Below are 12,612 nucleotides of genomic sequence, written 5' to 3'. Positions count from 1 at the left end.
ATCCGAAGACGGTTGTCACACCATTAATGCTAGGGTATCGCGTTCAATCGCGTAAGTAAAGTGGAGGGACTTGGCGGATGGCTTGTATTCGTTCAGATTTCACTTTATTTCTCGTTGATCTCGATTACGTACGTGCTGGTTACTATTTTATTCCCGGTATTCGAACCCGAGACGTGGAATTTGATTACGGATAAAACGTCACCGGGTTATAATCAAGCGCTCATCCAGCTCATCATATTTGAGACCGTGGTTAATGTGATATTTGTTATCACGGCAGTCATCGCATTATTTTTACTATATCGCAAAAAAAGGGCGTTTCCCAAATTGATGATCGGTTATATATCATTTAGTTTGCTGGTAAGCATCGTGGACTATGCTGCTGTTAGCCAAATTGAAATTATGGCTCAGGGGGATAACGGGAAATTCATGAGTGAATGGATCCGGTCGTTATTATACGCCAGTATCTGGATCCCGTATTTCATTCGCTCCAAGCGTGTGCGAAACACCTTCGTAAATTAACGCCTTGAAAAAATAGAAGCGTTTTTTCGCTGCCTCTTGTACAATAGATCTCGTACAAAAAGATTACGCATCTATTCGGAGGTAGGGCATCGTGACGCATCAATATCGTATCGATTATGCCGTCAAAGAGGATTTGCCGGCCATTGTGGACATTTACAATTCGACGATTTCAGGCAGAAAAGTAACCGCCGATCTGGAGCCGGTCACGGTGGAGAGCCGTATACGCTGGTTTGAAGAGCACAGCAACGATTTTCGTCCGCTGTGGGTTATGCGGTCCGATGAAGGGATGGTTGCATGGATGAGCTTTCAATCCTTTTATGGTCGTCCTGCCTATAACGGCACAGCTGAGATCAGTATATACGTAAACGAGAAATATCGCGGCATTGGTGCCGGCAGCATATTGATTCAGAAGGCAATCGAGGAGAGTCCGCGCCTTCGCGTCAGTAATCTGGTCGGATTTGTATTCGGTCATAATGAGCCAAGCCTCAAGCTGTTGAAGAAGTTCGGCTTTGAACAATGGGGGCTTCTCCCCGGGGTTGCGGAGCTTGACGGCATCAGGCGGGATTTGGTCATTGTAGGTCGTGCCGTTTAAGTGTCGATTCGTTAATGGATTGATTTATGCTGTGCCTTAAAGCATGCAGATTAACCTATAAAAAAGCTGTCCCTCCGGTAAATGAGAGGACAGCTTTTTCATGGTGTTATGACATTGACAGGAAGCATTCGCGCTGTATATTTGGATATGGTCAATTTCTTGATATATTATAAGGGATTTTTAGTTCCAGAGGAAACGGGAGGTTATATTCGATATGAACACAAACATAACCAATATGAAGCCGATACGGTTTCTGGAAGGCGAGCGGATCTACTTGCGTCCCTTTGGAGAAGAGGACACCGCAGCGTATTTTCAAACGCTGTTTAATCCTGAAACACGGAGGCTGACCGGGACGAAGCAGGCTTTTACGATGGAAGGGGTGCGTCGGTATATCGAGGAGAAATCCGGTAATCATGACACCATCCTGCTGCTGATCGCTTTATCGGATAACGATCAGATGATTGGCGACATCGCGCTGCAGGATATCGATTATGTGAACCGGAACGCAAACATGCGAATCGCCCTTGATAATGGTGATCATCTTGGCAAGGGGTACGGACCGGAAGCCATCAGGCTTTTGCTCGAATACGCTTACGGAATCCTTAATCTTCATCGGATCGAACTGCAGGTGTTTGATTATAACAAGCGTGCCATCAAGGCATATGAGAAGGTGGGCTTCAAGCGCGAAGGGGTTCAGCGAGACGCTTTGTACTACCAACATCGTTACCATGATTCTATTATAATGAGCATGCTGGAGGAGGAATACAGGGCGCTGTACCATCAAGGGCAATAGCATCCTGGCTGCCTGAACCATGAAGTTGCGTGCAAACCATTCGTGGTTTTCTGCATTCCAAACCCTTGCCGCCATCTAGTACGCTTGGGGTAATGTCGGATGTAAAGGATGTGCGTGATTTGAAAACAGAGATTCATATATATCAAGCGGAACGGAAGGATCTGGACAAGGCAGCCGCTCTGTTTAATCAGTATCGTCAATTCTATAAGCGGGAAGCTGATTGGAATGGGGCCGAGCAATATATCAGGGAGAGGCTGACCCAAGGCGATTCCGTAATTTATTTAGCGGATTGCAATAGCGGGGGAACCCTGGTCACGGCTGGCTTTCTACAGTTATATCCATCCTTCTCATCGCTATCGATGTCCAGGTTGTGGATCTTGAATGACCTGTACGTGGATTCCGAATATCGCGGGCTTGGTATCGGAAGGAAACTGCTCCATCAAGCCCAAACGCACGCCCTTCAGACCGGAGCCAAGGGGCTGACCCTGTCCACGCAGCTTCATAACGTGCCTGCTCAGCATTTGTATGAATCCGCAGGGTATGTGCAGGATGAAGAATTTGCGTATTATTATTTGGATTTATCATAACGAAGGGTCATCAATAACAAACAAAGACGATACTCCAGATGGAGCTATCGTCTTTGTTTGTTATTGATATATCGAGCGTATTTTGCGGAAAACCTCAACCCGGGCTATTTTAAGTTCCCACATCTGGTCCAGCAGCTTCCGCTGCATATCTTGATCATCTGTTGCTTTCAGTTCATTGTACAGGGCAAACATGCGGTCATTGATTTGGTTCACGCATTGCCACAGCTCTTGTTCCGTGCATTCCTCCGACTTCACTTGGTTCTCGCCCTGCGGTTCCTGCAAGTGATGAAGTGTACGAATAATGTCTGCTTGCCACTTCCGATCTTCTAAGCGAATAGCCAAACCGAGAAGATCCAGATAATCATCGAGGGTCAGAGATGTCGGTTCTTTATCGCATTGATCCAAGTTGAAAGCCCCCTTAGCAAACTGCTAATCATCTTTATACCAAGTATTATACTTGGTATTGTGAGTTTTTCAAGAGGAAAAATAACGAGTATATTGTGATAAACATGCTTTCGCTTGTTGCAACCATGCGAAGGAATCAATATAGTTAAATGTGACCGTATTTTTCCAATCCAAGGAGTAATATGAATGAAGGTAATTCTCGTAGATGACGAACCGTTGGCCTTGAAATATTTAGAACGTCAGCTGTTAAAACTGGATACCCTGTCTATAGATGTAATAGGTACATATACGAATCCCTATGAAGGACGAAACGAAATACTTGCAAGGGACGTCGACATCGTGTTTTTGGACATCAGCTTGCCGGAATTGAACGGCATTGAGCTGGCAGAGCAGCTGCTTGAGCAGAAGCCTCATCTCTGTATTGTATTTGTGACGGGGTATCACGAATATGCAGTCACCGCGTTTGAATTGAATGCTGTAGACTATATTGTTAAACCTGTCCAGATGGATCGAGTCGCCAAAACGATGGAGCGTTTGCGAAGCCGCATAGCATCCAGGCCAGAAGAGGTCATGGAGCCCCATCGTAACATTCGGATGACAATGTTTCGCCAGGTTATGATCGAGCAGCCGAATGAGCAGGGGCAATTCGCTCTGCTTCATTGGCGGACGACCCGGGCTCAGGAGATATTCATCTATTTGCTTCAGCATAGAGGACAGCTTGTACGAAAATCGGCATTGATCGACATGTTATGGCCGGAGTTTGATATGGATAAAGCCTATCCTCAGCTGTACACGGCCATTTATCATATCCGAAAAACACTGGAGCCTTTTGATACCCGATTCCAAATCACCAACACGACGGAAGGCTATGTGCTGAATATCGAAGGCGTGCAGCTGGATATTGAGGAGTGGGAGAACTGGTTGATGTCAAATCCCTCCGTGTCGGCCGAGTCCATTGAAGGACATATTGAAATGATGAAGTTGTACACGGGAGACTATCTGCAGGAATATGACTATTGGTGGGCAGAAGGGGAGCGTCAAAGGCTGAAGGAGCTGTGGCTTAGCGTTTCTTTGTCCATGGCGGAATGGTATGTGGATCAGGAACGCATCGATGAAGCCATATTATGCTACTTCTCGATCCAGAGACAGCACTCCCTGGAGGAGAAGGCTTATTTTTCATTGATGAAAATATATGCTTTGCAGGATAACCCAGCCCAGGTGCACCGTCAATTCAGTCTTCTGTGTCAGGTGTTAGAAGATGAGATGGGCGAGGAGCCCAGCCCTTACATTGTGAAATGGTACGATGAATGGAGCAATGGAATCCAAGTCACTAATATGAAATAGATCTAATAGCCAAGCCCGCATACGATATGAAATCACCGGTTGTTCAACCGGTGATTTTTTGTATATTTCTGCCCGAATCTGTGGTCCTTCCGGTGGTTGTTCAGAAATTGTAGAGGATGGTCTCCTATACTATGGAGTGAACCATAACAATCGGGAGGTACATGATTCGGTTATGAAATTCATTCGGAAATTTAAGGAATCTTCGCTGTATAAGGCCATGGGTTTGGAGCTTGGAACGTTTCGGGAGATCGAGCTTGATGCGGAGAAGGACCTCCAGCATTGCAGAGGTTTCTATGTTCACTTCAACGGCAAACGGATTGGCATCGTTGCTACGGATGAGGGTCCGGTATTTCTGTGTGGTCAGGAAAAGTACTTGCTGGATGACCGTACCGTTCATTTTTTGTTGCAAAAAAATGCCGAGGTTAACACATTTATCTTCATGTGGGACGGGGGAGTGAAACTCCAAATTCCCTATTTGCGGTCGTTAATCGAGTACAACGGAAAATGGGTGGATGATTCAATTTTCGACTTTTTTTCGTGGATCTATGAAGCATCCGGGAGAAAAAGATTCTACTCTTACTATACGGTGAAGTATGTATCCGCTGCGGAATTATGTCCGCACCAGCCGCTGCAGCGTCCGGGCAAGACCTTATCGTTTGTATAGGGGCCTGACCCGGCCCGTTTATTTATTGGACTTTATGGAAAAGGAACAGACAACAGCTCCGTAACGATGTAAAATAATGGACAGTTATGTAGTGTTGTTGATTTTTTTACAATATGTTAAAAGGGACTGTTATTATTGTCGACCTATTCCAACTTGAAATCGAAACCGATCTCCGGCAGCAGGCTGCTGGGGATTACTTTTCTGTTTATTGTCATCTTACTTTCCGTGCGGTTGGCGTATTTTAAAATCATCATGATCCCTGAGGAAGTTCCGTTTCAGCAAGGCGTGCTGGATCTTCGGGATTGGCAGGCGGATTCACGGAATACGGTCGCGCTGAACGGGGAATGGGCCTTTTATCCGAATCAGTGGATGGGCCCGGATAGATTATCTCAAGGGGAGCGGCAGCCTGTCGCAGATCCGCGCTGGATACAGGTTCCCGGTCCATGGGAAGGCGTAAACGAGAACGGGAACCAAATCGGCTTTGGAACCTATCGTCTCAAGCTGCTCATACCGGAACGTAACGTAGCTTACGGCCTCTGGATTACCGATATCCGTACGGCCTATCGTTTGTATGTAAACGGCGAGTTATTGTACGAATCCGGTCATCCCTCCGATGAGCCGGAGACCCATGTGGCAAGAATCGTACCCCATGTCGAACTCATCCCTCCAGCTGCCAATGAAGAGATGGATATCATCCTGGAAGTGAGCAATTATCAATATGCCGATTCAGGCGGCATCAAGCTGCCGATCAAATTTGGGACAGCTGAAGCGGTGATGAAGGGGAAAGCATTCTCGGAGAACATGCAGCTGCTGGTGTGCATTGTGCTATTTCTTCATGTCATGTATGTCTTCATTCTGTATCTAATCGGCTATCGGAATAAAGGCCTGTTTTATTTTGCGGCTCTTATCCTGTTTACGCTGCTGGCTACGCTGGTTGACGATGATAAGCTCCTGCTCGTTTGGCAGCCGGCTATCCGTTTCGAATGGTCAGTGAAGCTTAAGGTTGTTGCTTATGTGGCTATATCCTTATGTTTGATTCTGTGCACCAAGCACTTGCTCCGACCGAAAATCAAAGAAGGATTTTACCGGGCCTATACGATCTTTGTGGTTTCGTATGCCGTCGCCTATTTGCTGCTGCCGTTTCATCTGATGGTGCATCTCTCTACTTATTTATCATTAGTATTAATAAGTTCGGTGCTGTTCCTGCCTTCGATTGCCAGGAAGGCGGTCAGCGAGCGGACGGAAGCGGCCATATTTATCTTGCTGTCGGCGGTTGCGGTTTCCTGCAACATTATCCTAAGCGGAATTTTAAGGTTTCGGTATTTTAAGGAGCTGCCTTATTACCCGATTGACCTGATCGCTGCGTTTCTCGGATTTGCTTCCTTCTGGTTTATCCGGTTTGCCCGAAACACTGTGGTGCTGAGGGAACAGGCAGAGGAGCTGCAGCGGGCAGACAAGATGAAGGATGAATTTCTGGCCAATACGTCCCATGAGCTGCGAAATCCGCTGCATGGCATGATTAATATGGCGCAAACGCTGCTGGAACGCAAAGGGAGTTTACTTCAGCAAGAGGATCGCAATCACTTGGAGCTCATTACCGGCATTGGCAGGCGGATGTCGCTGCTGTTGGATGACTTGCTGGATGTTTCGTTATTGAAGGACAAGCGGATCCGGTTGAATGTGCAGAGCATCCATCTCGGTTCGGCTGCACAAGGCGTGCTGGATATGCTCCGTCCGATGGCGGAGGGCAAGCGAATCGAGCTCGTATGCGAGATCGCGGATGACTTTCCCAAGGTATGGGCGGATGAAAGCCGCTTGGTTCAGATTGTATTCAATCTGATTCACAACGCAATCAAATATACGGAGTCAGGCCGGATCGCGGTGGCTGCCGATGTCGTTGATGGAAGGGCCTGCGTCCACGTTCTTGATACGGGGATGGGGATGGACGAAGAGACATTAAGACGGATATTCCTTCCCTATGAGCAGGGAGACTCCAGCTTTGCCGCGGCGGGAGGCGGGTTGGGGCTTGGACTGAGCATCTGCAAGCAGCTGGTTGAGCTGCATGGAGGAGAACTCTCGGTGTCATCGGCTCCGGGACAGGGGAGTTCCTTTACGTTCACGTTGAAAGTGGACGATATGATGAGGCAGGAGAATACGGATAAACAGGAGTTTATTGCGGGCTCCTCGGCTTCAAATTCAGAGAAAGAGAAGGAGAGGCTATCTAACATGTCAGATAAACAGGATGATGCCGAATCCGAGGCTAAGAAGCTTTCTCGTCAAACCGATGGCAGGCTGCTTATCGTAGATGACGATCCGGTTAACCTAAAAGTTATCCATCATTTGCTTGAAGACGAAGGGTATCAGATCGTGACCGTTACCCGGGCTGAGGAAGCCCTTCAATTATTGGAGCAGGGAGAATGGGATCTCATCATATCCGATGTGATGATGCCCCAGATGTCAGGATATGAATTGTCCAGGACGATTCGGCAGAGGTATATGATATCGGAGCTTCCGATTCTGCTGCTAACTGCAAGAAACCGGCCTGAGGATATCCATATGGGCTTCATCTCCGGAGCTAACGATTATTTAATAAAGCCGGTGGATCATCTTGAATTAAAAACAAGGGTACGCGCACTGCTGGAGCTGAAGCGGTCCATTAAAGAACGGCTGCATATGGAAGCGGCTTGGCTCCAGGCTCAAATCCAGCCGCATTTTCTGCACAATACCTTAAATTCGATCGCTTCTCTTAGTGAGATTGATCCTTCCCGGATGATTGCGCTGATTGGAGAATTCAGCCACTATCTGAGAGCCAGCTACGATATCAGCAATTTGGAGCGTTTTATCCCGTTGGAGCAGGAGCTTGGCTTGGTTCGCTCATACCTGTATATCGAGGGGGAGCGGTTTGGGGAACGGCTGCGTGTCCGTTGGCATATTTCCGAGGAAGTCGCTGTTCAGCAGTGGAAGCTTCCCCCTTTGACCATGCAGACGATTGTGGAAAATGCGGTCGTTCACGGGGTATTGGCGCGGACCCAGGGAGGCACCGTAACCATCCGCATCGTAAGTGAAGCTGAATCCGCCAAGGTCATTATTGCGGATGATGGTGCCGGGATGGATCCCGAGAAGCTCCGCTTAATGCTGGGAAGCGGACAGCGTACCGGCAAGGGAGTCGGCCTTATGAACACGGATCGGCGTTTGAAGCAAGTCTATGGGCAAGGGCTCATGATCGACAGCACAAGGGACAGAGGAACCACGGTGTCGTTTGTCATCAGGAAGATGGCATAATGAAAGCCTAAGCCTATTAAACCTATAGTCTATGAATCTTGGACGAATCCTTGAGGTATGGGTTAGGATGGAGAGATAATGATCCATGTACATTATTCCTAGGGAAGATACGGAGACGTAGTTAGTTGATGGCAAAAAATAAAACTTACGTAACCGAATTCCCGGTCTTGAATCCGGATCAACCGTCGCGCTCTTATTACCCATGAATATCACCATTTTCCCGAAAGAGGGGGAAATGACAGCACCGATTCAATCATATAAACGTCGGACAATCGATGGGCAATATGCGCTGATGATGTGCAGAATGCGCTGATGATGTGCAATATGCGCTGATGATGTGCAATATGCGCTGATGATGTACAGAATGCGATGATGACTGTGCGATATGCGCTGATGATGTGCGATATGCGCTGATGATGTGCGATATGCGCTGATGATGTGCAATATGCGATGATGACTGTGCGATATGCGCTGATGATGTGCAATATGCGCTGATGATGTGCAATGTGCACTGATGATGTGCAGAATGCGATGATGACTGTGCGATATGCGCTGATGATGTGCGATATGCGCTGATGATGTGCAATATGCGCCTGATGACTGTGCAGAATGCACTGATGATGTGCAATGTGCACTGATGATGTGCAATATGCACGGATGATAGGCAATGTGTACTGATGATGGGTGATATGCACGGATGATGGGCAATGTGCACGGATGTATGCGGACAGGAGGTCCGCTATTTTCCAACAACTGTGCCAAATTCAAGGCTTTGCGGACACCTAATCCGTTATTCTCGGCTTTTCCCTATTTTATGGTGTAGTATGCCGGCAATAGCGGAACACGTGTCCGCTTAACCTTATGTTTAGCACCTTTGCTTACAAATAGCGGAATCACGGTCCGCACGGAGTTGATCTAATGCCTGTGCACCGAGGGCTCTGCTGCCTGTGCCCGTGGGCACTGCTCCCTGTGCGCGCTGCTGACTGTACAACGTGGCACTGCTCCCTGTGCGCACTACTCCCTGTGCGTACAGTTCTCTGTGCGCACGTTGCGTGGTCCGGGGCATGCTTCCGATGGCCGTCGACCTTATGACAAAGAAGCCATCTCTTGAAGCGACGTAAAGATCAACGGAAAACGGGTGGATCATCAGGCTCTGGCGATTATAAATCCGTCAGAAGATATTAAGTTTCCTAAAGTGAAAATAATCGATCATTTTGGCTCAATCAACGGGATACGTTAGTTGAAATGACAACCGCGGCGGATCAAGACTTTTTACTTTGAATAAAGGTGGACCTCATGATCTCTTCTTTCTTAGTTACGATTTATAGTGTTTTCCTGCCCATATCGCTGCCCGTCATCGGCGGAGCACTGCTCAAGCGGTTTAAGGGCATTGAAACCAAGGGGCTTTCGGCCCTGTCTTTATATGTGCTGAGCCCGGCTCTGATCTTCGAGACGCTGGAAAAGGCTTCGATTACCTCGAATGAAGTCACGGTAACGGTTGCATTTTGCTTGTTGAATGTGATCGCCCTATGGGCGCTGAGTGCCTTCGCCGGTAAAATGCTGAGCTTGTCCCAGACAGAGAAATCGGGGCTCGCCTTGACCACTATTTTTACCAACAGCGTGAATTACGGGCTTCCCCTCGTCCTGCTTGCCTTCGGGCAAGCAGGGCTGGATAAAGCTTCTGTGTATGTCATCGTACAGATTATCATTATGAATACATTAGGGGTGTATCTGGCAGCGAGATCTCATTTTTCGGCTGTAAAGGCGATCAAATCAGTGTTTACTCTCCCCTCGGTCTACGCGGCGGCACTCGCCGTACTCTTCCGGCTGACGGACTTTCAGCTTCCAGAAGGGTTGAATACCGGCGTTTCTATGCTGTCCGCGGCTTATGCGCCGCTGGCTCTTGTCATCCTAGGAGCCCAGATGGTGGGGGTTCGTGAGAGCGGCGCTTCCGCCGTCTCCAAGCGTGGATTCTGGTCGGGCATGGCGATGCGAATGCTGGTGGGCCCATTGGTGGCATGGGGATTGCTCGCGATTTTATCCATTGAGGGAACATTATTTGCGGTTATCCTGATTTTGTCGGCGATGCCTGCAGCCGTGAACGCGGTAATCCTTGCCGAAGAATACGATGCCGCACCCAAGTTGGTATCCAGGTGCATTCTGTGGACTACACTGGCTTCCTTTATCGTTCTGCCTGCCATGATCGGTTTTCTCTAAGCCTGCCATCTCCTGCCTGAAGATTGGTTCAATCTCAAGACGTGTGTGTAAAGAGTAGTAAGCGTCAAGAGATACCATCATCTGCAACTAAAAGAATCGGATGGAGGTGGAGACTATGAGCAGGCAGCGTGACCGAGACGTGGAGATCGAGACCCGTAATATCGAGGAGCGTAACGACTCCAGCAGGGTAGCATCTACGTTGATTAAGTATGTTGCTTATCTGATTATTTTCTTTGGATTCTTGTATTTCCTTATCAAATACGTATTTCCGATGTTCTAAATGGAGCAGATGGTATTCGTTAAAAAGCCTCCCTTTCGTGGAACGCGAAAGAGAGGTTTTTTATCATGGATCGGCTTTTTTTATATCAACTTCACCTTCTAGTCAGGCGATTCACCTAGCCTGGAGTGATGAGCTTTACTTCGCAGCTGGGATCATCAAATCTTCCAGCTTGGTCTCTTCATCAGACCAGTTGGCGAGCAGTTCTTGAATATACCGGATGTCCGAATCGTCCGGATCATAGAAGTAATCGCCGCGGATCACTAAATCTTTTCCCTTCAGCATGTAATTCTCAAATGTAGGTGGGGAGTCATTAAAAAATAGGTTTTCGGCCAGATTGAGAATGAAATCGGAGTTTAAGTCCATCGTAAGATTGCTGCCTCCGATATGAATCAACTCCGGGATTTTCGTTATATTTTTCAATTCGAATACCCGATCCATTAAGGAGTTGAGGAATATGCGCTGACGCATGGTGCGGTTGAAATCCGAATCTTCCCGGTATCTGACATAATTTAATGCATCTGTGCCATCGTAAATCGGCTTGTTGGGCTCGATCCGCAATTTGATGTGACTCGCCTTCTTGTTCTCGATGACTTTATCGATGGGGAGTTTAATCCCGTCCAACGCATTGACGATATCCGTTAATCCGTAGAAATTGATGGCCGCATAATAATCGACAGGGTGCTGAAACAGATGCTCAACCGTATCAATGGCCATTTTGGCGCCGCCGTGGGCGTAAGCGGAGTTGATTCTGGAGGTGACTCCCCTGCCGATGACTTCGGTGTATGTATCCCTGGGAATGGAGACGAGCAATATTTTATTAAGGTCTGGCCGGATGACAGAGTAGATGATCGTGTCGGAGCGGGCAGGCTCGTCCTCGCGTTGATCAACGCCCAGAAGCAAGACCGAGAATGGTTTCGTTGCCTCGGCAACAGGCTCGGACGAATCAGGATTGTCAACAGGTTTGTAGGACCGGTCCAGCGTATGTTTGATATCTTTCGCGAAAAAAGCATGAAACACCATCCAGGACAATTCTTTTCTGAAAATATAACCTAGTCCGCCTAAGAGAATCAGTATAGATAAGGATATTCCTATCCATTTTTTGAGTTTGATATGGTGTTTAGATTTTCGAGGACGTCTGATAGGATACGTTTCGTTTCGATTTTGGCTGGGATCCATGGATTTCCTCCTTGAATGTTTTGGGATCATGCAGGGATGCTGGATTATGTTTAAATAGGGTTAATTTACCAATACATTTGTGATAATTATAGTGAAAAACTCAGGAAAATCAACATAAAATTACATTATATCCCATATATTTTGAAATTTGTATATGTAACACCTGATTTTGGGTTATAGGACAGCGGCTTCACCGTTGACTTTAGGGGTTAATGTAACTATGATGGTTACATGCTAATCATCTGAAGATTTGGTCCGTCAGGAGGGGTCACATGAACATAAGCAGCCGATTTGCAGTGGCCATTCATATTCTCTCCGTGCTGGAGATGAATAAGGCTGGCGTCAGTACCTCAGATTATATTGCGGAGAGTGTGAACACGAATCCGGTGGTTATTCGGCGCATTGTAGGTATGCTGAGCAAAGCGGGCCTGGTCGAGGTTAAACCTGGCGTAGCGGGAGCGAAGCTGGCAAAGCATCCGTCCGAGATTACGCTGCTGGATATTTATCATGCCGTTCATGTCGTGCAGGAGGATTCCCTGTTTGGCATTCATGCGAATTCAGACGCGAAATGTCCTGTTGGCAAACATATTCAAACGGCGATCGTTCCTGTTTTTTCAGCCGCCCAGAAGGCCATGGAGAACACGCTGCATGAGGTGGATCTGGAAGAAATCGTCCGGAAAATTTATGCCTCTGCGAATGAAACATCAAATGAATAAGCGAAAATCACACGCTCGATCCTATGTAGGATGGGCG

Annotated in this window: 12 protein-coding genes; 10 read left to right on the top strand and 2 right to left on the bottom strand. The window is 47.5% G+C overall.

Annotated elements, in window-relative coordinates; translation table 11 throughout:
* Positions 1-60: 60 nt before the first annotated feature.
* From OHJ21_RS18520 to OHJ21_RS18505, 4 genes are all read left to right on the top strand, one after another.
* Positions 61-519, top strand: a complete 459-nt coding sequence (locus tag OHJ21_RS18520) for a DUF2569 domain-containing protein (protein WP_486020818.1) — start codon at positions 61-63, stop codon at positions 517-519.
* Positions 520-610: 91 nt separating this feature from the next.
* Entirely contained in the window at positions 611-1,111 is a 501-nt protein-coding gene (locus OHJ21_RS18515; protein ID WP_486020816.1) for a GNAT family N-acetyltransferase, read from the top strand.
* A 214-nt stretch (positions 1,112-1,325) separates the two neighbouring features.
* Positions 1,326-1,904: a GNAT family N-acetyltransferase gene (locus OHJ21_RS18510; RefSeq protein WP_326114326.1), complete on the top strand. Its 579-nt coding sequence runs from the start codon at positions 1,326-1,328 to the stop codon at positions 1,902-1,904.
* A gap of 110 nt (positions 1,905-2,014) precedes the next feature.
* Positions 2,015-2,491, top strand: coding sequence for a GNAT family N-acetyltransferase (locus OHJ21_RS18505; RefSeq protein ID WP_486020813.1), 477 nt, complete (start codon positions 2,015-2,017; stop codon positions 2,489-2,491).
* 60 nt (positions 2,492-2,551) lie between these two features.
* Here the strand turns inward: OHJ21_RS18505 and OHJ21_RS18500 are convergent, their stop codons facing one another.
* Entirely contained in the window at positions 2,552-2,896 is a 345-nt protein-coding gene (locus OHJ21_RS18500) for a hypothetical protein (protein WP_100538999.1), read from the bottom strand.
* A 186-nt stretch (positions 2,897-3,082) separates the two neighbouring features.
* On the opposite strand from OHJ21_RS18500, the gene OHJ21_RS18495 reads away from it, so the two are divergent.
* From OHJ21_RS18495 to OHJ21_RS18475, 5 genes are all read left to right on the top strand, one after another.
* Positions 3,083-4,240, top strand: coding sequence for a response regulator (locus OHJ21_RS18495; protein WP_100538998.1), 1,158 nt, complete (start codon positions 3,083-3,085; stop codon positions 4,238-4,240).
* Positions 4,241-4,412: 172 nt separating this feature from the next.
* Positions 4,413-4,904, top strand: a complete 492-nt coding sequence (locus tag OHJ21_RS18490) for a hypothetical protein (RefSeq protein ID WP_486020810.1) — start codon at positions 4,413-4,415, stop codon at positions 4,902-4,904.
* Positions 4,905-5,057: 153 nt separating this feature from the next.
* Complete coding sequence (locus OHJ21_RS18485; RefSeq protein WP_394054193.1) at positions 5,058-8,186, top strand: hybrid sensor histidine kinase/response regulator; 3,129 nt, start codon at positions 5,058-5,060, stop codon at positions 8,184-8,186.
* Positions 8,187-9,482: 1,296 nt separating this feature from the next.
* Entirely contained in the window at positions 9,483-10,403 is a 921-nt protein-coding gene (locus OHJ21_RS18480; RefSeq protein WP_100538995.1) for an AEC family transporter, read from the top strand.
* Between the two features lie 115 nt (positions 10,404-10,518).
* A complete protein-coding gene (locus tag OHJ21_RS18475; protein ID WP_164817510.1) occupies positions 10,519-10,683 on the top strand; it encodes a hypothetical protein in 165 nt (54 codons plus the stop codon).
* 135 nt (positions 10,684-10,818) lie between these two features.
* Here the strand turns inward: OHJ21_RS18475 and OHJ21_RS18470 are convergent, their stop codons facing one another.
* Positions 10,819-11,703 (bottom strand): LCP family protein, encoded by an 885-nt coding sequence (locus OHJ21_RS18470; protein ID WP_486020808.1) that lies wholly within the window; start codon positions 11,701-11,703, stop codon positions 10,819-10,821.
* A gap of 428 nt (positions 11,704-12,131) precedes the next feature.
* Between OHJ21_RS18470 and OHJ21_RS18465 the strand changes: the two genes are divergently transcribed.
* Positions 12,132-12,575, top strand: coding sequence for an Rrf2 family transcriptional regulator (locus OHJ21_RS18465; protein ID WP_100538993.1), 444 nt, complete (start codon positions 12,132-12,134; stop codon positions 12,573-12,575).
* Positions 12,576-12,612: the final 37 nt, after the last annotated feature.

It is taken from the genome of Virgibacillus sp. LDC1, assembly GCF_025792345.1.
GTDB lineage: Bacteria > Bacillota > Bacilli > Paenibacillales > Paenibacillaceae > Paenibacillus_AQ > Paenibacillus_AQ lautus.
The sequence above is the reverse complement of the archived record's forward strand: the minus strand, read 5'-3'. Positions and strand labels throughout refer to the sequence as shown.

Coding starts and splice junctions, on each gene's coding strand:
- OHJ21_RS18470 (WP_486020808.1), bottom strand. CDS start 11,703: ATGGTGTTTCATGCTTTTTTCGCGAAAGATATCAAACATACGCTGGAC.
- OHJ21_RS18475 (WP_164817510.1), top strand. CDS start 10,519: ATGAGCAGGCAGCGTGACCGAGACGTGGAGATCGAGACCCGTAATATC.
- OHJ21_RS18490 (WP_486020810.1), top strand. CDS start 4,413: ATGAAATTCATTCGGAAATTTAAGGAATCTTCGCTGTATAAGGCCATG.
- OHJ21_RS18510 (WP_326114326.1), top strand. CDS start 1,326: ATGAACACAAACATAACCAATATGAAGCCGATACGGTTTCTGGAAGGC.
- OHJ21_RS18465 (WP_100538993.1), top strand. CDS start 12,132: ATGAACATAAGCAGCCGATTTGCAGTGGCCATTCATATTCTCTCCGTG.
- OHJ21_RS18480 (WP_100538995.1), top strand. CDS start 9,483: ATGATCTCTTCTTTCTTAGTTACGATTTATAGTGTTTTCCTGCCCATA.
- OHJ21_RS18495 (WP_100538998.1), top strand. CDS start 3,083: ATGAAGGTAATTCTCGTAGATGACGAACCGTTGGCCTTGAAATATTTA.